This window comes from Pseudoalteromonas sp. BZB3, assembly GCF_040104455.1.
GTDB lineage: Bacteria > Pseudomonadota > Gammaproteobacteria > Enterobacterales > Alteromonadaceae > Pseudoalteromonas.
The window spans coordinates 14,157-35,281 of the sequence record NZ_JBECOS010000005.1; the positions used below are offsets into that span (position 1 = coordinate 14,157).

At 41.9% G+C, this 21,125-nt stretch carries 20 protein-coding genes; 4 read left to right on the top strand and 16 right to left on the bottom strand.

Features of this window, described 5'->3' with window-relative positions; all coding sequences use genetic code 11:
* The 7 genes from gspI to gspC all read right to left on the bottom strand — a co-directional run bounded on the left by gspI (window position 1) and on the right by gspC (window position 7,211).
* Entirely contained in the window at window positions 1–375 is a 375-nt protein-coding gene (gene gspI / locus ABMY35_RS04960; protein ID WP_349285269.1) for a type II secretion system minor pseudopilin GspI, read from the bottom strand.
* On the bottom strand, window positions 372–968 hold the full coding sequence (locus ABMY35_RS04965; RefSeq protein WP_349285270.1) for a prepilin-type N-terminal cleavage/methylation domain-containing protein: 597 nt from the start codon (window positions 966–968) through the stop codon (window positions 372–374). Before ABMY35_RS04965 ends, gspI begins: the two co-directional genes overlap by 4 nt.
* A 5-nt stretch (window positions 969–973) precedes the next feature.
* Window positions 974–1,402: a type II secretion system major pseudopilin GspG gene (gspG, locus tag ABMY35_RS04970; protein ID WP_349285271.1), complete on the bottom strand. Its 429-nt coding sequence runs from the start codon at window positions 1,400–1,402 to the stop codon at window positions 974–976.
* Between the two features lie 52 nt (window positions 1,403–1,454).
* Complete coding sequence (gene gspF, locus ABMY35_RS04975) at window positions 1,455–2,681, bottom strand: type II secretion system inner membrane protein GspF (protein WP_349285272.1); 1,227 nt, start codon at window positions 2,679–2,681, stop codon at window positions 1,455–1,457.
* Between the two features lie 2 nt (window positions 2,682–2,683).
* A complete protein-coding gene (gspE, locus tag ABMY35_RS04980; RefSeq protein ID WP_349285307.1) occupies window positions 2,684–4,165 on the bottom strand; it encodes a type II secretion system ATPase GspE in 1,482 nt (493 codons plus the stop codon).
* Window positions 4,166–4,226: 61 nt separating this feature from the next.
* Entirely contained in the window at window positions 4,227–6,293 is a 2,067-nt protein-coding gene (gene gspD, locus ABMY35_RS04985; RefSeq protein WP_349285273.1) for a type II secretion system secretin GspD, read from the bottom strand.
* 24 nt (window positions 6,294–6,317) lie between these two features.
* On the bottom strand, window positions 6,318–7,211 hold the full coding sequence (gspC, locus tag ABMY35_RS04990) for a type II secretion system protein GspC (protein WP_349285274.1): 894 nt from the start codon (window positions 7,209–7,211) through the stop codon (window positions 6,318–6,320).
* A 212-nt stretch (window positions 7,212–7,423) separates the two neighbouring features.
* Between gspC and hslR the strand changes: the two genes are divergently transcribed.
* From hslR to ABMY35_RS05005, 3 genes are all read left to right on the top strand, one after another.
* Window positions 7,424–7,834, top strand: coding sequence for a ribosome-associated heat shock protein Hsp15 (hslR, locus tag ABMY35_RS04995; RefSeq protein ID WP_058031241.1), 411 nt, complete (start codon window positions 7,424–7,426; stop codon window positions 7,832–7,834).
* Between the two features lie 10 nt (window positions 7,835–7,844).
* The gene (hslO, locus tag ABMY35_RS05000; protein ID WP_349285275.1) at window positions 7,845–8,690 is read left to right on the top strand and encodes an Hsp33 family molecular chaperone HslO; all 846 of its coding nucleotides are present in this window, start codon (window positions 7,845–7,847) and stop codon (window positions 8,688–8,690) included.
* A 261-nt stretch (window positions 8,691–8,951) separates the two neighbouring features.
* Complete coding sequence (locus tag ABMY35_RS05005; protein ID WP_058031243.1) at window positions 8,952–10,490, top strand: phosphoenolpyruvate carboxykinase; 1,539 nt, start codon at window positions 8,952–8,954, stop codon at window positions 10,488–10,490.
* A gap of 436 nt (window positions 10,491–10,926) precedes the next feature.
* Here ABMY35_RS05005 and ABMY35_RS05010 read toward each other — a convergent pair whose 3' ends face one another.
* The 6 genes from ABMY35_RS05010 to ABMY35_RS05035 form a co-directional block, all read right to left on the bottom strand.
* Entirely contained in the window at window positions 10,927–11,601 is a 675-nt protein-coding gene (locus tag ABMY35_RS05010; RefSeq protein WP_349285276.1) for a hypothetical protein, read from the bottom strand.
* Window positions 11,598–12,245, bottom strand: a complete 648-nt coding sequence (locus ABMY35_RS05015) for a hypothetical protein (RefSeq protein WP_349285277.1) — start codon at window positions 12,243–12,245, stop codon at window positions 11,598–11,600. The genes ABMY35_RS05010 and ABMY35_RS05015 overlap by 4 nt, the downstream gene beginning before the upstream one ends.
* A gap of 112 nt (window positions 12,246–12,357) precedes the next feature.
* Window positions 12,358–12,873: a DUF2489 domain-containing protein gene (locus ABMY35_RS05020; protein ID WP_349285278.1), complete on the bottom strand. Its 516-nt coding sequence runs from the start codon at window positions 12,871–12,873 to the stop codon at window positions 12,358–12,360.
* Window positions 12,873–13,466 (bottom strand): Der GTPase-activating protein YihI, encoded by a 594-nt coding sequence (yihI, locus tag ABMY35_RS05025; protein WP_349285279.1) that lies wholly within the window; start codon window positions 13,464–13,466, stop codon window positions 12,873–12,875. The genes ABMY35_RS05020 and yihI overlap by 1 nt, the downstream gene beginning before the upstream one ends.
* A gap of 15 nt (window positions 13,467–13,481) precedes the next feature.
* Window positions 13,482–14,123, bottom strand: coding sequence for a class I SAM-dependent methyltransferase (locus tag ABMY35_RS05030; protein ID WP_349285280.1), 642 nt, complete (start codon window positions 14,121–14,123; stop codon window positions 13,482–13,484).
* 654 nt (window positions 14,124–14,777) lie between these two features.
* Window positions 14,778–15,410: a c-type cytochrome gene (locus tag ABMY35_RS05035; RefSeq protein WP_349285281.1), complete on the bottom strand. Its 633-nt coding sequence runs from the start codon at window positions 15,408–15,410 to the stop codon at window positions 14,778–14,780.
* Window positions 15,411–15,717: 307 nt separating this feature from the next.
* On the opposite strand from ABMY35_RS05035, the gene yihA reads away from it, so the two are divergent.
* Window positions 15,718–16,380 (top strand): ribosome biogenesis GTP-binding protein YihA/YsxC, encoded by a 663-nt coding sequence (gene yihA, locus ABMY35_RS05040; protein ID WP_349285282.1) that lies wholly within the window; start codon window positions 15,718–15,720, stop codon window positions 16,378–16,380.
* Window positions 16,381–16,385: 5 nt separating this feature from the next.
* On the opposite strand, the gene ABMY35_RS05045 is transcribed toward yihA, so the two are convergent.
* The 3 genes from ABMY35_RS05045 to polA all read right to left on the bottom strand — a co-directional run bounded on the left by ABMY35_RS05045 (window position 16,386) and on the right by polA (window position 20,733).
* The gene (locus tag ABMY35_RS05045) at window positions 16,386–16,904 is read right to left on the bottom strand and encodes a DUF1285 domain-containing protein (RefSeq protein WP_349285283.1); all 519 of its coding nucleotides are present in this window, start codon (window positions 16,902–16,904) and stop codon (window positions 16,386–16,388) included.
* A 26-nt stretch (window positions 16,905–16,930) separates the two neighbouring features.
* Window positions 16,931–17,500: a YceI family protein gene (locus ABMY35_RS05050; protein ID WP_349285284.1), complete on the bottom strand. Its 570-nt coding sequence runs from the start codon at window positions 17,498–17,500 to the stop codon at window positions 16,931–16,933.
* A gap of 485 nt (window positions 17,501–17,985) precedes the next feature.
* The gene (polA, locus tag ABMY35_RS05055) at window positions 17,986–20,733 is read right to left on the bottom strand and encodes a DNA polymerase I (protein WP_349285285.1); all 2,748 of its coding nucleotides are present in this window, start codon (window positions 20,731–20,733) and stop codon (window positions 17,986–17,988) included.
* Window positions 20,734–21,125 lie beyond the last annotated feature (392 nt).

Sequence of the window (21,125 nt, forward strand, 5' to 3'; positions counted from 1 at the left end):
CTACTTACCCTTTAAAATGAATGTACTTAAGTCATACAAAGAATTTTTATATCCAGCATCGCTGAATACTTCAACTTGCACTTTGACAAAACTTGGGTCATTGGTTTTGGTGACTTTCTCTTGCCAGTACCACGTCATACCAGCTAATTCTTCTTCACCTTTATTGTTATTCTTACCATTCCATTTGTCACCTTGTGCACGGATCATCACCAAGCGATTCTCTGCCACCCAAGATGCATAGGTTTGTTCTTCTAGTGAGGCGATATGTGAAACATGTTCACCTGTCACCTGCATGGCTGCAATGCCTGCCATGGCACAAATGCCTAAGGCCACCATCACTTCTAATAGAGTAAAGCCAGCTGATTGCTTCTTCATACTTCAGGCTCCACTCTTAAATTAACAGGGGCGATAAACTCACCTTCAATAAAGTAACGCGCTTGTTCTGCATCTCTATCTGATAGCTCGACACTAAACTGAAACGCGCTCACTTCGCCCGAAGATAAAATTAACACTTGCGGAACTTTGAGCTTTTTTAACTCGAGCAAGCTTTCGTCATCACTAGTGCCCATTAATTCGCGCCAGTTGGCTTGCTCTAACAAATTGTCTTGCGACCAAGATAAATCTTCAATATTCAGATTAACTTTGTATTCTTTACCGAAGGTAATAGGTTCATATAATTCTTCAGCATCAAATACCGCCCACTTCTCACCATCAAAGACTAAAAATTCTAAGACATTTTTATCAAGGTGAAAGCCAAGCTCAATTTGGTTTAATACTGCAAACTCTGAGGCAAGATTAATTACTCTATATACTCTGAGCGCTTGTTTTTCTAACTCTTCGGCTTCGGCATCATCAAAGGTGTAACTCACCATCTTCACTGACATGGCGATGATCACAAGTACGACAAGGACTTCAAGTAAACTGAAGCCCTTAACCTTATTGATTTTTTGCCCTAAGCCTAAACGCATATGTATTAACGCGCTTCGTCTTCTTCAGTCCAGTTACCGATATCGTCGTCAGTGCCCACTTCACCGTCAGGGCCCATTGAAAAGATATCGATCTTACCCATCTCACCTGGGCTAACTAGCTGGTAAGGGTTGCCCCATGGATCTTCAGGTAATTTAGAAATAAAACCACCTTCAGGGAAACGACGTGGTACAGGGTCTATTGTCGTCTTAGTCACAAGTGCCTCTAAGCCTTGCTCAGTCGTTGGGTACTTCTTGTTCTTCAACTTGTACATGTTCATTGCATCTTCAAGCTGTTGAATATCTAGGTGCGCTTTGTCTCTTGATGCTTCTTCTTGCTGACCCATGATGTTTGGCGCAACGATTGATAAGATCATACCGATGATAACCAGTACCACCATTACTTCTAGTAGGGAGAAACCTGATTGCTTTTTCACAATGAATACCTCATTCGCTCTAATAGCTGTTATTTTTAAACTCTTTATTTGACTATAAGCCGATGGCTTTGTTCATTTCCATAATTGGTTGCAAAATTGCCATAACAATAAACAACACAATAATGGCCATAGTTGCGATCATCGCTGGCTCTAAAAGCTTTAATGATACGCTGACCATGGTTTCAAATTCTCTATCTTGGTTGTTAGCTGCTCGCTCCAACATTTGCTCTAGCTCACCCGATTTTTCACCACTGGCGATCATGTGCAGCATCATAGGTGGGAATAACTTGGTTTGTTGGAGTGACGCTCTTAAGCTTGCACCTTCACTGACTCTGACCGCAGCTTCTGATACCGCTGATTTAATCTTCTCGTTTTCAAGTACCTGACCTGAAATCTTCATACCTTCTAATAAAGGTACTGCACTCGAAGACAAAATACTGAGGGTACGCGCGAAACGTGCCGTATTGATACTACGGCTAATTTTGCCTAAACCAGGTAGACGTAATAACTGCGTGTCATACCAAAAACGGATTTTGGGTTTCAGTAGCGCCTGTTTAATACCAATAGTCAGAGCAACAATACCAATGAAACTTGGCATCCAGTAGGCTTGTACAAAGTTACTTGCAGCCATTACCCATTCGGTGGTCCAAGGCAGTGCTTGCTTCGACTTTTCAAAGGTTTTCAAAATCTCTGGAACCACAGTGCCAAGCAATACCGCCACAATACCAATGGCAAAAACCACAAGAATACTTGGATACACCATCGCCTGGGTGATTTGGCTACGCATATGTTGGCGTTGCTCTGTGTAATCAGCTAAACGATTTAGTACTTCATCAAGATGGCCTGACTTTTCACCTGCTGCCACCATGGCGCGGTATAAGTTATCGAACACATGAGGAAACTCTGACATACCATCAGCCAAAGTATAACCCTCAACAACTTTAGAGCGCACCGACATCAGCATGCGCTTTAGGCGAGGTTTCTCACACTGCTCTGCCACTGCCATCACAGCCGCTTCGACTGGCAATGAAGACTGGATAAGTGTTGCCAATTGACGAGTGATTAAAGCAATATCAGAGACCGAAGGCTTATAACCTGTGAACAGTTTAAACCCACCACCAGATTGCTGCTTTTCTTTTTCAGCAGCTGGCGCAACTTCTAAAGGCATCATGCCTTTTTCTCGAAGTTGTTGGCGGATCTGTTTCGCAGTATCGCCCTCTAAGATACCTTTCTTTTCTTTGCCCTTACCATCGAGCGCTCGATACTCAAACGCTGCCATGGTTAGCCTTCCTCACGGGTTACACGTAACACTTCTTCTAAAGAAGTTTGTCCTTGCAGAACCCGAGAACATCCATCTTGACGAATACTAGGACTGAAAGTACGAATATACTTTTCTACCGCCTGCTCACCCTTACCATTATGGATAAGCTCACGCACCGCTTCATCAACCACCAATAACTCGTGAATACCGGTACGGCCTTTATAGCCATTGTAATTACATGATTCACAACCTACTGGACGGTAAATAATTGTATTGCTGTCTTTCTCCACACCTAATAACTCACATTCACGCTCATCGGCTTGATGTGGTTCTTTACAATCATTACACAGGGTACGGACTAGGCGTTGAGATAACACCCCCAATAGAGAAGAAGACAGTAAGAATGGCTCTACCCCCATATCTTCCATACGCGTAATGGCACCCGAAGCCGTATTGGTATGCAGGGTCGACATAACTAAGTGGCCCGTCAGTGATGCCTGAACCGCAATTTGACCGGTTTCTAAATCTCGGATCTCACCTACCATTACTACATCAGGGTCTTGACGAAGAATCGCTCTTAGGCCTCGCGCAAACGTCATATCAACTTTCGGGTTAACCTGAGTTTGGCCAATACCTGGAATTTCATATTCGATTGGGTCTTCAACCGTTAGAATATTGCGGTCTTTGGAATTGATTTGGCTCATACCAGCATACAAGGTGGTACTTTTACCTGAACCTGTTGGGCCGGTCACCAAAATAATACCGTGCGGTTTGGCAATTAGCTCGCTGAATAATTCGCGGTTACGCTCTGTCATACCCAAATCTTCTAGGTTTAGACGTGCATTATTTTTGTCGAGTAAACGCAGTACAACACGCTCACCAAAGCTCGACGGCATAGTCGATACACGCACATCGACAGCACGGCCTGCGATACGTAACGAAATACGACCATCTTGCGGGATACGCTTTTCGGCGATATCAAGCTTAGCCATTACTTTGATACGAGAGACTAGTAGCGACGCGAGTTTCCTATTTGGCTTGAGAACTTCTTTTAAAACACCATCTACCCTAAAGCGAATCACTAGATCTTGTTCAAAGGTTTCAATGTGGATATCTGATGCACCATCTTTAATCGCTTCACTCAGCATGGCATTGATTAACTTGATGATCGGCGCATCATCATCAGCCGCTAATAAATCTTCCGTTTGCGGTAACTCTTCCGCTAACGAAAATAGATCGACTTCGTTGCCAATGTCTTCCATCATTTGTTGGGTTTCGGAGCTATCACGCTGATAAGCCTCTTCGAGCATAAACTCAAACTTTTCAGCTTCTAACTGTTCTAGCTTAAATTCAGCCCCTGCTACTCGGCGAATTTCAAGTAAATGAGCAACATTTAAATCACCCGTATAGAAAACTTTAAGGCCGCCTTCTTTTTCGGCTAATAGCATATTTACACGACGCGCATAAGAAAATGGCAGCCTAAGGGATAGCTCTCGAGCCATCTCCTCAGTTGGTGCGTCGGCAAGCAATTCTGTGTGCTCGCTTTCTAGTTGATTGTTACTATCAATCATCTTTGCGCTCTTTCTTATTTTGCTCTTTTAAATACTGCTCATACGTTGGTGGCAATGTCAGTGCATCGTTCCACTCAGGTAACACTGGTGAATCTTCAAACGGCATCAGGTCGATACCATCTTCACGTTGCTTGTTCTGCTCGCCACGAATAAAGTTATACTTTGAATGACTTAATTCATTCATGCTGCGACTATCACGCAGGATCGTCGGACGAATGAATACTAGAAGGTTACGCTTACGCTTCGTTGTACTCGTTGACTTGAACAAGTGACCTATAATAGGAATATCGCCTAACAATGGTACTTTTGACACACTTTCTTGTACGTCTTCATCAATCAGACCACCAAGGATCACCATACCACCATCATCAGCAATAACTGTGGTGTTGATTGCACGCTTATTCACTGCAATATCAACTGCGGTTGCACCACTGACACTCGATACTTCTTGCTCAATAGTTAACTGAACTGCTGTGCCGTCATTTATCTGAGGCGTAACTTTTAGCTTAATACCCACTTCTTGACGGTCAACCGTTTGGAATGGGTTTGAGTTGTTACCACTGGTTGTTGAACCGGTAATGATTGGCACCTCTTGGCCTACAATCATCGACGCTTCTTCATTGTCCATCGTAGTTACAGACGGCGTCGCTAGGATGTTTGATTTCGTATCTGTCGAAATAGCCTGAATGATCGCGCCCCAGTCATTCTTAATAATGCCAGCAGCAAGACCGTTAACACCACCAAGTAACGCAGCCAACGGACCTAAGTCACCTTCTTGTGTTTCTTCATATGGTGTTGTGTTGCCATTTTCGGTTCCTGTAATGGTTTTCTTGATTGTTTTATCACGAGCCTGCTCTGCTGCAACGGCTAATGAACCCACAGGCACATTACTGCCATTATTGAATTGCAGCATACCACCTTGCTCTGAAATCCACTGCAGGCCTAGGTTGATACCATCACCTTCAAGTACTTCAACAACGATTGCTTCAACCAGTACTTGAGCACGACGAATATCTAGTTTTTTAATTACCGATGCCAATGAACGCATGGTATCTGGCTGAGCTGTAATGACTAGTGAGTTTGAATCCGGGTGGGCTTCAATGCTTGTTTCGTTCTTGTTGTTTCGGCTGCGGCCTTTATTGTTACCGCCTTGCGCTTCCTCTTGCAGTGTTTTACTTACACCTTGTAGTACTTTTACAAGATCTTCTGCTTTTGCATAATCAAGATAGAAAACCTGCGTATTACCTTGGCTTTTTAGTTCTCCATCTAAACGCTTAACTAAATCTACCGCTCTAGAGCGCGCTTGACCTTCACCACTGACAATGACACTGTTGGTACGGTTATCTGCCACAACTTTTGGTATTAGGAAGTCAGGAATACTGTTTTTACCAGATGACTTATAAATGCTCTCAACTACTTTTACCACATCATCTGCAGTTGCATGCTTGAGTTCAATAATTTCAACTAGCGTGTCACCTGCTTGGTCGACTGATTTAATAATATCGACGAGACGATTTACAGACGCTGCGTGGCCTGTCAGCATCATCACGTTAGCAGAACTGAAGTTAGTCACATGACCACCATCTTTTTGGTCACTGAACTGACGAATTAATGGGCCAAGCTCTTGAACAGACACATTCTTAACACGGATCACTCGCGTAACTAAGGTGTCACCATCCGTCGAAGTATTATCTGAAACTAAGGGCACATTACTTTTCTTACCATCTGAACTACGTAAGATTTTTAAAATGCCGCTGTCCATTTCAATAACGGCATAGCCATATACTTCTAAAACATTTAAAAAGAACTGGTAATAAAGCTCTTCGTCCATCAATTCATAACTGCGCACGTTAATATTGCCACGAACGTTAGGATCGATAATGATGGTCTTGTTCAGGTTTTTACCAACGATATTAATAAATTCATTAATATCAGTACCTTTAAAGTTCGCTGCGTATTCAACAGCAGAAACAGATAACGATAACCCAGCTGCAAACATCAGAGCCGCATACTTAGCTAACCCTTTTTTGATTTTTCTGAGGTCTAGCTTATTTCTCATTATTATTAACTCCAAAAATTGTGCTTACAGGCTGAATTGTACGTCGATCACACGACCGTCTCGTTCAATGCTAATTGTGGCATCAGTGGCTTCTCTGAGCTCTTGCATTGCAGTCATTGCCTGTCTCATATCCGTTAGTTGATAACCATTGATTGCAATGGCCAAATCATTGTTCTTTAAACCCATTTTTTTAAATAGCTCAGGATCTTTTCCTGGGCTTAAACGATAGCCTATTAACTCACCGTTTCTTCGAGCCTGAGAGATTCTGATGTAATCGAGTAGCTTACCTGGCTCTCTTAGTAACTCTTGGCGACGCTGTGCCAATTCAGAGCGGTCGATGCTTGGCTTTCTCTGTGCGTCACGCACTTCACGTGGACCAGATACCGGCATGGCCACTTGTTTTGTATAAGCAAGACCATCAAGCATGAGCGTTTCAAAACGGCCATTTACATCTAGCAAGACTCGATCAGGCAACACTTGTGCTAATTTAGCGCGCGTACCTGTGATGGCATCTTTTACTTCGTACGTTTCTTGTCGCCCCTGTGATTCGATAATCGCCAAGCCCGCTGTATCATTTAAACTGACAGCAACAATACCGGTAAGTTTCACATTTAATGTTGTTTTAGGTGCATCAGAAACACGTGCGACAGGCTTAGGAGGGGCTTTTGGTTTTTCGTTAGCAACACCAAACAGGTTTTGCTGAATAATTGCTTGGGTGTTGACGTTATTGGTTTTACTGCTTACTGAACTTGAAAGCGGTGCTAAGTTCGCGCTTTGTGGTTGCGGCCAAAACAACCAAACGAGTTGGGCGCATAGATAAGCAATATAAACAACAGTCAGTACTACCACCAAACGACTGAGTCTGGCATGCGGCAACTTCTGAAATATGCTCGTTAACTGTTGTAATTGTAATTCCATATGAGACTTTTTCTTATTCTGTTGAACGGCCAAGTGTACCGCGACGAAATTAATTCAACAAGCGTACAAATGTGAAACTTTGTGACACTTGCATTACGTGAGATTACCCACATTATGTTGAAGGAAGGGTGAACAGCGCCCGCTTTTGTTGGGCCTGAATATATGATAAATTTCACCTCACAAATCCCTCAATCCTTGATGGTATTCTCGTTGTGAAAAAACAATCCTCTGAACAAAACAGCCAAATAGAAGCGGTTCGCTTAGATAAGTGGCTATGGGCAGCGCGTTTTTACAAAACCCGCAGTATTGCTCGAGAAATGATCCAAGGTGGTAAAGTACACTATAACGGTCAGCGCTGTAAACCCAGTAAAACGGTTGAAATTGGTGCGACTGTCAACCTTGCTCAGGGTTATGAGGAAAAGGAAGTGACGATTTTAAAGGTCTATGACAAGCGTCAGGCCGCGCCACTTGCTCAGCTATTATATGAAGAAGCTGAGCACAGTATAGAAAAGCGAGAGCAAAACGCCATCGCTAGAAAGAACAACAGCTTTTTTGCGCCGCGCCCGGAAACCAAACCGGATAAAAAACAACGTCGCGAATTACTAAAGTTAAAATCAAGCTAGGATTTTATAAATGCAATCAGATTTATTACACCGTTACATTTTCGATCAGTTAGACGTTCGTGGTGAGCTAGTACAAATCGAACAAACGTTTAAAGACATTATCGGTGAACACGACTACCCAGAACCTGTAAAGCAATTATTAGGTGAGTTGCTAGTCGCAACCAGCCTACTGACCGCCACTTTAAAATTTGAAGGCGATATCGCGGTGCAACTGCAAGGTGATGGCCCAGTTAAATATGCGGTGATAAACGGTGACCACAATCAAAATATGCGCGGTATTGCGCGCTTACAAGGCGAAGTTACGGGTAGCAGTATTCAAGACCTAATGGGTCAGGGATATATGGTTATCACTATCACCCCAACTAAAGGTGAACGCTACCAAGGTATTGTACCTTTAACCTCTGATAATTTAGCAGAATGTCTAGAAGGCTACTTTGAACAGTCTGAGCAGTTAAAGACGCGTTTATGGTTTGCAACACGCACTTCGGGTGAGCAACTCAAAGCTGCTGGTTTGTTTTTACAGGTTTTACCTGTAAATAAAGAAAAGTCACAGCAAGATTTCACCCATCTAGAAGCGCTTAGTAACACCATTAAAGATGAAGAGTTACTCGATCTAGATGCTCAAACGGTACTAACTCGCCTTTACCATGAAGACAATCCACAATTGTTCGAACCACAAGAACTAAATTTTGTTTGTGGCTGTAGTCGAGACAAAACCATTAATGCTTTGGTGAATGTAGGTCAAGATGAATTACTGACTCAAGTGGCAGAAGACGGTGAAGTAAATATCAGTTGTCATTACTGCCTGAAAAATTACCGATTTGATGAACAAGATATCAAGGCTATTTTTAACTAAAAGTAGTATTGACTCAGCATAAGCTAAAAAGCCGTCAAAACGACGGCTTTTTTATGTCTAAAAAATGATACCGGTGTCATTATAAATGGCTTTTTTATGACACCGGTATCATTGAAATTATTCAAGTTTTTTACCAAATTTATACCTTTTTAACCCTTCCAAAGGCTCGAATATCTCAATTTCATCTGTTACTATAATTTCAGCTTAAGAGTATTAAGAACTCAGAGCTATCCCGTTCAATTCTCACATTTAGGTAATAACATGACATCAAGCGCTACTCGTTTTGTCGATTTAACTGCAGCTGAACTTGTCGAACACGCAATTAGCCGTGGCGAAGGGACTTTAGCCGCAAATGGAGCTTTCGTAGCTAAAACTGGCCGTCGTACAGGTCGTTCACCAAGTGACCGTTTTATCGTTAAAGAGCCAAGCACCGAAACTGAAATCCAATGGGGCAATGTTAACCGTCCTTTCGATGCTGAAAAGTTTGATGCGCTATGGGCACGTGTAGAAGCACACGTACAGGAAAATGACCACTTCGTCTCTCACCTAGAAGTTGGCGCAGATCCTGAACACTACCTTCCAGTTGTTGTAACAACTGAAACAGCGTGGCACCACATCTTCGCTAAAAACATGTTTATTGAACCTAAATCATACAATGCATCAGATTTACCTCAGTGGCAGATCTTAAATGTACCTTCATTTGTATGTGACCCAGAGCGTGATGGCACAAACAGCGATGGTACAGTTATCATCAACTTTGCACAGCGCAAAGTACTACTGGCAGGTATGCATTACGCCGGTGAAATGAAGAAGTCGATGTTCTCTGTTCAGAACTTCCTACTTCCTGCAAAAGGTGTTTTACCAATGCACTGTAGTGCAAACGTTGGTGAAGCTGGCGACACAGCATTATTCTTCGGTCTTTCTGGTACTGGTAAAACTACTTTATCAGCAGATCCAACGCGCTTCCTTATCGGTGATGACGAGCACGGTTGGGCACCTGGCAGCGTATTTAACATCGAAGGCGGTTGTTACGCTAAATGTATCGACCTTTCGCAAAAGAACGAACCTGTTATCTGGAACGCAATCAAGTTCGGTACAATTCTAGAAAACGTAGTACTAGATGAAAACCGTGTACCAGACTTTAACGACACAAGCCTAACGCAAAACACGCGTGCAGCTTACCCACTAGAGCACGTTGAAAAGCGTAAAGTTGAAAACCGTGCAGGTGAGCCAAAAGCAGTTGTATTCTTAACATGTGACGTAAGTGGTGTTCTACCACCAGTATCTGTACTTTCTGAAGAAGCAGCAGCTTACCACTTCTTAAGTGGTTACACAGCGAAAGTAGGTTCAACTGAAATCGGTTCAACGTCTGACATCGAGTCAACGTTCTCAACTTGTTTCGGCGCACCATTCTTCCCACGTCCAGCTGGCGTTTACGCAGAGCTTCTAATGAAGCGTGTACGTGAGTTTGGCGCGAAAGTATACCTAGTTAACACAGGTTGGACTGGTGGTCCTTACGGCATTGGTAAGCGTTTTGACATCCCTACAACACGTGCTGTTGTTGATGCAATCGTATCTGGTAACCTTGCTGATGTTGAAACTCAACACATCGAGTCACTAAACCTAGACGTACCAGTAGCAGTACCTGGTGTTGCAACTGAACTTCTTAACCCAATCAATACTTGGGAAGACAAAGAGAAGTACGCTGAGTACGCAGCTAAATTAGCAACTGACTTCCAAGCTAACTTTGAGAAGTACGATGTATCAGAAGCGATTAAGCAAGCTGGTCCTCGCGGCTAATTAACACAACCAATTCCTTTATCAAAAGCGCCCCTCGTTGGGCGTTTTTTTGTGCCTGAAATACAGCATGTTAACCTGTTTAATTTGGGTAAGATTAAAATTAATAGATGAGCAAGCACCTTGCTGAAGAGGTGTCTTATGAGCACTCGTTGACTCATATGAGCCTCTGCCCATACCAACCAAGATGAACATATTAGCTTCATAGATATAGCTGAGTGGATATTGATTGCGTCGATATAACCGCTAGCTTAAACGTTTGGTTAAGCCTACCCCAGAAAAAGTTTCTATACCCTCGTAGCACCTACTTTGTGTCGGGTTTGTATTTCCTTTTTTAACCTTCTACACAACTGACACTAGCTACTTTTGATAGACTCCATACTGACAACAAACCAACTTCAATTTACCACTACAAAGAGACAGCGATAAGAAGCTATGACTAGTTATCATAGCCCTGACTAGCAAGCTGCACACTGGCAATATTATCGCGAGTAATCAACAAAACTTGCTTTAACTCTACAGAATAAAAGAAGCTAAACCGCTCAGTTTCTGTGACTAACTTTAAATAGTCAAAACGAAGCTTGGGCTGCTCATAAATTGATACTGGATTTACCAAGTCAATCTGATAAACCTTCCCCCCCTCTTGGAGCACACTTTTTGCATCACTATGGCCGCTTACAGCTGAGTAAATCATTGGCATAGTAAGAAGAGCAAACATACCTAAAATAAGAGGATTCACCTTATAAAAAGGCCGCCATGTCTCAAACCAGCTTCTCCAACCTACACTCTGCTCAGCACGCTTTGACTTAGCTTTCTCACTTTTTTGTATTAAGAAAAACCCGATTGCCATGGTGCTTATCGCTCCAATGCAAGAATATAAAATTTGCGGTGTTGCCAAAAACGCCATGAAGAAATCAACCAGCTCTAGATATTTAATAATGTCCACACCAACGCCACGCCCAAGTACATAGAGATAAATTAAACCTGAGAAACTGAGCGCCAGATAAGTTGTGGACAACAACACACTGGGATGCTCGTAAAAAAAAGCTTTGCTTTTTTCTAACGAAGATTTAAACCAAGCGAAATATGCTTCATCAGTTGTGATACGATTCATATCTCCCCCTGCTTTACATTAAAAATAGTGGCGATATTTCCAAGAGGTACTACTACCGATTTTTTCGTATCAGGGTGGTAAATAAACACATACCGGCTTGTACTGGCGACCACTTTTACTTTATTTAATTTTGTGATCGTTTTACCCAGCCAATTTACCGGGTAGTTAAAACTGACTTCGACTAAATCTGACTTTGTATGTTTGATGGCGCTAGCTCGACTCTCTGCCAAAATATTTGCACTAAAAAAAATCGCGATGACTGAAGAGCTAAAGCCATATAAAACGGGGATCTTTAAAAATGGTCGGTTCATGGCATTCATAAATTTGCCAATAGATAAAAATTGAATACTTGAAGAAGCACGATCTATGGGAATAAAGAAGACCAATAGCAGCAGAAAGGCAACGAATGCTCCGAGTAACCAAAAGCTTGAAAAAATAATCGTAAGAAAATCACCGAGCCCAATGTGTTTTAGCCCATCAAAACCAAAGTGAGACAACAAACACGTCAGATAGTACAGACCCGCACCACTTGAAACCAAGTAAATTACAGCTGGCAAAAGACTGGGGTTAACTTTTAAAAAGCGCTTCACTTCAAGCAACTGTCGAAGATAGCGAAAATGATAAACGCGAGTTAAATGATCCATATTTATGCTTTTTATTTTTTCTTTGATTTTAACGCCATCGTTGCTTTATGTCATTACGCTTAGAGGCACAAAAAACGCGACCTTGGTCGCGTTTTTTACTTTTTAAAAGTGATTACTGGAATACCACGTTTTCACTGCCAGGTAAGGGTTGAAACTCGCTAACCAGTTGCTCACAATCTTTAAGAATATCTTTCTCAAGACGTTCTTCAGCACGCCAGCGCTCAGTGTCCATTTTGAAGATTTCTTTTTTAGAGTACTTCTTACGTGCATCGTGCGTCGGCATGTCTTTTACCACTTCATACATTTGATGAATGCCCGGGTAAGTTTCTTCTAGGTTAACTTCTTTCTCAAAACCATATTGAGAGATAAGAACCCAAATACGCAAACACCCTTCCGAATACTCACATTGCTTTTGATTCATGGCTTTAGCAATGAGATTAATACTGTCAGCAAGCTTGGCATTACGCTCTTGACGCTTTTTCTTTTGCTCAGCTTCATATTCTGCACGCTTTTTGGCAATGAGTTCATTTTGAGCTTTCACTTGCCAAATCAGCTTACCTGCATAAAAAGATAAACCAGCAATAATAAGTGCACCAATAACCAGTGCAATGATCCACTCAGTTGCCATTATTTATACTCTTCCTCTTCATCGTCGTCATCAAACCACTCATTAGCCAAATCGTCTGACATGAAGTTCTCTAATGGATCATCTTCAATGATGTCATCTTCTTCAAACTCATCATCAATACCGAGTAGCTCACACAGCTCTTGGTGACGTGCTACTGAGCGATTGAAGAACTTCGCATCTTTACCTGTGATCAACTCACCACGTTCATGCTGCTCCAGTAGCTTCATTAGACGTGGATCATTCTCTAGCTGTTCTAACTCTTGCTCAGGAGTAAGTGACGGCTTCACTTCTTTTAACTCAACCTGAGGTTTTAAGTGACGCATCATCTTAGGCTCAGTTGATTCAGGCTTTACCACTTCTGGTTTCAAACTAATTGGCTTTTTACTACCTAAACGCTTATCTTTATTGCTTGAGCCTGCAGTTACTTGCTTGCCTTCTTTAAGCGCCTCTGGTGCATTACGTGACCCGGCTTTGGCTCCCTTAGACTTTTTCTTGCGCTGGTCTTTTAGAGCGCGAAGTTCTAATAGCTTTTCTTTACTTAAACGCGGGGTGCCCGTTTGAGCTACCTTACGTGATTTTTTCTTTCTAGTCATAAATCTTCTCTGTCGTTACTTTTTCGACTTAGTTAATACAATGACGTCATTGCCGATAAACTCAACCTGACAGTCAAAGCGCGCCGCGACATAGTCAAATGTTTCACGGCTAAAGAATGCGATATGGGTTAAATCATTTTTATAGTGCCACTGAGCAAACCGATTTTGATCAATAATCAGTTTAGTCATCAATACCAAAGGACCGCCAGCGTCGAGTAGTGACAACAATTTTGCTAACACCTCTCCGGGCTGAGATAGATGCTCAATTACTTCGGTGCACGTTATGAAGTCATACGTTTTAGTTAGCGCTTCAGGCTCGTTTGCATAAAACAAATCAAAACAAGCCATTTCAAAGCCTACTTCTTTGAACATTTCTGCCAATAAAGGCCCTGGCCCACAACCAAAGTCTAAGCCCTTGCTGTGTGAAGGTACTCTTTCTATCGTCGGCTCAAAAGCACGAGATAAAAAGCGACGATAACCTTCATCATGTAAGCTATTTTCGTGAGTATCGTAGATGGCTTTTTCATCTTCAGGAGATAAACGATCTCGCTCATCAACAATCACAAGTGCACACTGCGTACATTGTAAATAACGGCGACGTTTATCTTGGTGATAAGGCTGTAACTCATCTGAGCCACATAAACCACATACTGACATGATGAATAAGATACCGACTTTGAAATTGGTCGGCTATTGTACCAGCAAAGCACCGCGGCACAAATAAAAAGGCGGCAGAGATTACTCTCTACCGCCTATCTAATCTGAGCGTCACAAACTTGGACACTTCTCCCTTCGACTTTTTTAAGCCTTATTATTATTTTTATTTACTATCCGTATTTTTATTAGTGCTTCCGTACATAGTCCATATTGTTTTTATTTTATACTTCCATGAGACTATTTTTTTATTTTCGGTCTTCCTAACGCTTTCTTGTTCATCCATAGAGTACCAAGTTAGTACTAACTATTGCTGCCTACGCTTCCAGTTGCGATGTTTCCATTTTATTTTGTTGTCTTGGCAACACGTAATAATCTACTCCTTAATGATTTTGTTACAACTGGTTAATAACCTTTTTTTTGAAAAGATCTGAATCAGCTTTATTTGATCAAAATAAAAACAATAACTTACGCTTATTTAATAGATAAATTTAAGCAATAACTTACACTCATCTATGGCAAATGTCTTACAAATGGAATGGGAATTATCTAACAGGTATTCGAGGATCAAAAAAGGCAGCCAAGGCTGCCTTTTGACTAATATATAGTTTATTATCAGAAAGATAACTAAACTATACTACTTTAGTAGCTTAGCGATTAGTGTAAGCCACCTAAGTACTTAGAAAGTACTTCAATATCTTTATCTGTTAATTTCTTCGCGATATCACGCATCATGCCATTCATGTCATTGTTACGTGAACCATCACGGAATTTCTCAAGCTGCGCTTTGATATATCCAGGATGTTGGAAAGATATTTTCGGGAACTTTGCAAGTGATGTACCGTTACCACGTGGACCGTGACACGCTGCACATGAAGGAATACCGCGCTCAGCATCACCTGCCATGTATAACTTTTTACCTACTTCAACTACATCTTCAGGTGTTGTACCTGCACTCATAGTTAGAGAAGCGAAATAAGCAGATAGGTCTTTCATATCTTGATCTGAAAGCGGCATAGCCATACCACTCATTACAGGATCCATACGACCTTCTTTACCACCAGACGTCATACCTAGCTTAAACTCTTTTAACTGCTTATAAATATAGTCAGCGTGCTGACCTGCAATTTTTGGATAAATGTTTACAGGTGCGTTGCCATCTGGACCATGACACGCGGCACAAGTAGCAGCCTTCGCTTTGCCTGCTTCGGCATCGCCATCAAATGCTAGTGCGTTGCTCGCTGACAAGCTACCAAGCAACATCGTTAAAGTTAATGCTATTTTTTTCATGGTAAATTCTCTGTTTCCGACCCTGTAATTAATACCTAGCGATTGAAACACCTATTTTCAGGGTTGCTAGGGAAAAATCAATGCTATTTTTACTTTGCTAGTTGGCTATTCTACACGATTTAAATTTTTCTGGCACGTTTTCTACTCATATTAGACTTATAAATTATAGGGTTTTGACCTAGATTAATTTTAAAAATCAATAAAAAAGTCATTTCACACTGAAATCATCTGTAAATGCTTGCTTTTGCCAAATAACTAACTGGTATAAAATAGCCTAATTAATATCTTCAATCTGTCAGGAGAGCCCGTGATCAAGTCACGTATGAAATACCAAACAGCCACATTTATTACCAGTGCACCAGATATCAGCCGTCTACCAATTGATTCTGGTATTGAGGTCGCATTTGCTGGCCGTTCGAACGCGGGTAAATCAAGTGCATTAAATGCATTGACCGATCAAAAGCTAGCAAGAACCAGTAAGACACCGGGTCGTACGCAACTTATCAATACCTTCGAGTTAGATGAAGATAAGCGTTTAATCGACTTACCGGGTTATGGCTTTGCAAAAGTCCCTCTTGAGATGAAGAAAAAGTGGCAACGCGCGCTGGGCGAATACTTACAAAAGCGTAAGAGTCTAAAAGGCATCGTTGTCCTAATGGATATTCGCCATCCACTTAAAGATTTAGATATGGACCTAATTAACTGGGCGGTCGATTCAGAAATCCCAGTATTAGCGCTATTAACCAAAGCAGATAAATTAAAGCAAGGTAAGCGTAAAGCTGAAGTGCTTCAGGTTAAAAAGAAATTAGCTGAACTCGACGCAGACATTACCGTATGTGCTTTCTCTTCATTGAAAGGCATTGGCTTAAAAGAGCTAGCTTGGAAACTTGATGACTGGTACTTAGGCCCTTATAAGCCTGAAGATGACGTTGAAGCAGATTCAGAGCCTGCACAGCCAGACTCTGAATGAGCACATTAAGTCAGATAATGTGACTGTCCCGCTGAGTTAAGATAGAGACCTTTTTCATCTTGCTCAGCGCTTTCTGCCCACTGATAATAAACCGCCCTATTCACCCTTGCCGCCAAGCCATAACTTAGCTTTAAATAAGGCACTTCTTGCCCTTGATATAAACGAATTTCGATTTCAAATTCACCCAATATCGGCCATTCTCGTTCAAGATTGTCTTGGCAAACAATCACATTACCTTGCTCTGAACTTATTACTCGCCAACCAACAATGATAAATGGCACATCTTCTACATCAACCTCACACTGTTCTGCAGGTGTTGTAACGGTATAAACCCCGTCCTGATACTGCAATACACTGGCAAATAACCGGCAAAGTGCCTGCCTTTTAATCTCAGAGTCTTGGTAGTACCAACACCCTTCTTTATCAATGCGAATATCACCGCTACTGCAAGTTTGTTGTGGCCACTTTTCGGTTGGCGCGTGCGGCGTCAGTAACGCCGCTTGTAATTCATTCAGGCTTTGCATTCTTATCTGACCGATGCTCGGGAGAACTAAAAGTCTTGCTGGTTAAATACCAAATTAAAGGTCACAGGCACAGATTGCGCAATGCTGTCTAGTCCTGCAATTTTACGCAGCGCTTCGATACCCTGTTCAAGTTTATAATCAGCGGCATTCACTAAAACTGCTTTTGTCGGGCTAACGATTAATTGCCTTGCCGTTTGCACAACCGCTAGATCTAACATGAGCTGTTGCTTTTGGCCATGCAGATTAAGTGTCACCGGTACTGATTTTAGTACCTGATGGCCTGGTTTTAAGCTACCTAAATACGGCGCTAAATCGGCTTCAATCACAGCTGTAGGAAATTGCGTGACATTAAACAACATTTTTTGCATGCGCTCATTACGAATCGGGATCAGCGACTCAACACTCGCCAACTCAATCACCATGCTTAATTGATTGTCATCTATCTGCGCTGAAAGTTGTTCAAAGTGATGATTTTCAGCAATGCTGTTTTTTTTAATAGAAGTGAAGCTCAGTTGGCTTGCATCGTTATCTAATTGCCAGGCGGCAAATTCTTGAGTTGATAATAATGTCAGAGAAAGAAGCAAAGGTTTAAGCATAACGAGTCCTATCTAAAATTATGTATTAAAACTATTACGGTATGAATTTGAAAACCGATTTAGCAAAAATTGAATTAATGTCAGAAAGGTACAGTGTAACTGTCGAGGAATTATGAAGGAATTACAAAGAATAAAAATCGTGAAGAAAAAAACGGCCCTCGAAAACTAGGAGGGCCGCTATAGCAATTCTGGGGAGAAGCTATCAATACTCTGTATCTTCTTGCGAGAGATACATCATCAACAGGATGTCCTACAGGATGAGGACGCGCGCACTGTAACAAATGGATACAAAAAAATAAATGCCAAAAAGCAAAACTTAGGCCAATTTGATATTTTTTAAACATTCTGTTGTCTAAGTTTACGCTTTTTTTACTTTATCTGCTTTGTGAGCCTTGCTGCTCCTGTGTATTAACTTAATTACTCTATTTTCTGCAGACATAAAAAAAGAGGCATAAAGCCTCTTTTTTAAAGTTCTAGCAAGCTAATTAGTGTGCTTGTTCCCAGTTGTCGCCGTAATCAGCTTCAACTAACAATGGCACATCTAAATTAACCGCTTCGCTCATTAAAGAACAAATGCGTTCGCTAAACGCTTCTACTTTGTCTTTCGCTATTTCAAATACTAATTCATCGTGTACTTGCATAAGCAGTTTGATGTCATTAGTCGTTTGTGTAGCGAGCCAATCCGCCACTTTCAGCATGGCTTTTTTGATGATATCAGCGGCGGTGCCTTGCATTGGTGCATTGATCGCTGCGCGTTCTGCCGCCTTGCGACGCGCACCATTTCTTGCCTTGATATCTGGCAAATGCAAGCGACGACCAAATAGCGTTTCGACATACCCTTTTTCAGCCGCTTCTTCGCGCGTACGCTCCATATATTCAAGTACACCCGGGAAGCGCTCAAAATACTTATCCATATAATGCTGTGCTTCATTACGTGGAATATCGAGCTGACGCGCTAAACCAAAGGCACTCATGCCGTAGATCAAACCGAAGTTAACCGCTTTTGCTTTACGACGCATGTCCGAGGTGACTTCTTCAAGCGGAACACCGAATACTTCTGAAGCCGTTGCACTGTGTACGTCTTTACCTTCTGCAAATGCTTTCAATAAACCGGCATCTTGTGACAAGTGCGCCATAATACGCAATTCAATCTGGCTGTAGTCCGCCGCCAAGATCACGTGCCCTTCATCGGCAATAAATGCCTGACGAATGCGACGACCGGCTTCGTTACGAATTGGAATATTCTGTAAGTTTGGATCGCTTGAGCTTAGACGGCCTGTTGCAGTCACAGCCTGATGATAAGAGGTATGCACACGACCCGTTTCAGGGTTCACTAGCTTAGGCAGCTTCTCAGTATAAGTAGACTTAAGCTTAGCTAAACCACGATGTTCAATGATAAGTTTCGGCAACGGATAATCATGTGCTAATTCTTGCAGTACTTCTTCAGCCGTTGAAGGGGCACCTTTAGGGGTTTTCTTCAATACCGGCAAGCCAAGCTTATCGAATAAGATCGCTTGTAGTTGCTTAGTCGAACTTAAGTTAAATTCTTCCCCAGCAATCTCGTACGCTTCTTTTTCAAGTTCAGTCAGGCGCGCAGCGATTTCGACACTTTGCTCGGCCAACATTTGGCTATCAATTTTCACACCGGTGCGTTCGATATTTGATAACACAGATAGCAACGGCAGTTCAATGTCGTTAAATACAGGGAGCAGCTCTGATTGCTCTTTCAGCATAGGCCAAAGTTGGTTATGTAGACGCAATGTGATGTCAGCGTCTTCTGCGGCGTAAGGTGCAGCTTTCTCTAGCTCAATTTGATTAAATGTAAGTTGCGCTTTACCTTTACCGGCAATTTCTTCAAAGCTGATATTTTTATGGCCTAAATATTTTAGTGCCAGCGAGTCCATATCATGACGTGTGCCCACACTATTAAATACATAAGACTCGAGCATAGTATCAAATGCGATACCATTGAGTTCTAAACCAGCTCTAGCTAATACGCTTTTATCGTATTTAAGGTTCTGCCCTACTTTTCTCACATTGTCGTCAGCCAGAATTGGACCTAATACGTCGAATACTAGCGCTTTCGAAAGTTGCTCCGGCGCGCCCATGTAATCATGCGCAATCGGTAAGTAAGCGGCTTCGCCTTCTGTCACGGCAAAGCTCATACCAACCAAGTCAGCTTGCATGTAGTCTAAACTCGTCGTTTCTGTATCAAATGCTATTAGCTCTGCACTTTTAAGCTTTTCGGCCCAAGCGGTTAACTGAGCTTCAGTTAAAATGGTTTCGTAATGCGCTTCGATTTTTTTCGCTTCAGGCTGTGCTTGCTCTGCTGCTGTTCTAGGCGCTTCTTTACCGTCGAGTAATTCACTAAGCCAACGCTTAAATTCACATTGCCCATAAAGTTCGATCAAACGATCTTTATTCATGTCAGCAATCGCGAAAGTCTCTAGGTTTTGTTCAACTTCAACGTCTAGTTTAATGGTCGCTAATTCATAGGACAGCTCTAGTTGCGCTTTATGTTCTTCTAGCTTTTTGGCCATGGTTTTAGAACCACGGAAACCAAGACCCGCAATATCATCCAGTCTTTCATAGAGTGACTTAATAGAACCAATGCCTTGCAGCATAGCCAGTGCAGTTTTTTCACCCACACCAGGTACACCTGGGATGTTATCAACCTTATCACCCATAAGGGCAAGATAATCAATGATAAGCTCAGGACCAATACCAAACTTATCAACCACCCCTTGTGGATCTAGTACGGTGTCAGTCATGGTATTAATTAAGGTGACATGCTCATTCACGAGTTGAGCCATATCTTTATCGCCCGTGCTGATCAACACATGACGTTGCTGCTCAGACGCAATGCGCGCAAAAGTACCAATCACATCATCGGCCTCAACGCCTGTGATGCTGACTAAAGGTAAACCCATCGCTTTGATGATCTCATGGATCGGTTCAATTTGCGTACGCAGATCATCAGGCATTGGCGGGCGATGCGCTTTATATTCGCTGTACATTTCATTTCTAAATGTCGGACCCTTGGCGTCAAATACCACAACCATATGGCTCGGGTTAAATTGCCTAACCAGGCTCTTCAACATATTGATCACACCATAGATGGCCCCCGTCGCTTCACCTTTTGAATTGGTTAAATGCGGTGGAGCATGATACGCACGGAATAAATAAGAAGAACCATCGACCAAGATCAAAGGATTTTCGGGGATCTGAGACATAATTTAGTGGATCCTAAATGAACTTTTAAAAACCCAGTAAGGATGCCATAAGCAAACGGATAACTCGAGTAATTATGTCCAGATAAAGCCTATTCGAAGCAGAACAATCTGTGGATAACTTTGTAGATAAAGATGTAAATATTCAGGTTTTAAATTTCAAGATCGAGAAAACAGCCCTAAAACCTTTTATTTTAAGGGGTTTTAACATTTTGCGCTTAAACAGAAATATAAAGCGAAATGTGGAAAAGCTATTTTATTGGCGGTCATTGCCACTGTTATTATTTACCACTCTTCCAAAGCGGGCGGTTATACTACCAAGATTTGATCAGAGATCAAACAAGATCCTTTATAATTTTTTGATCTGAACATACACTACTTTCAATATAAATAGA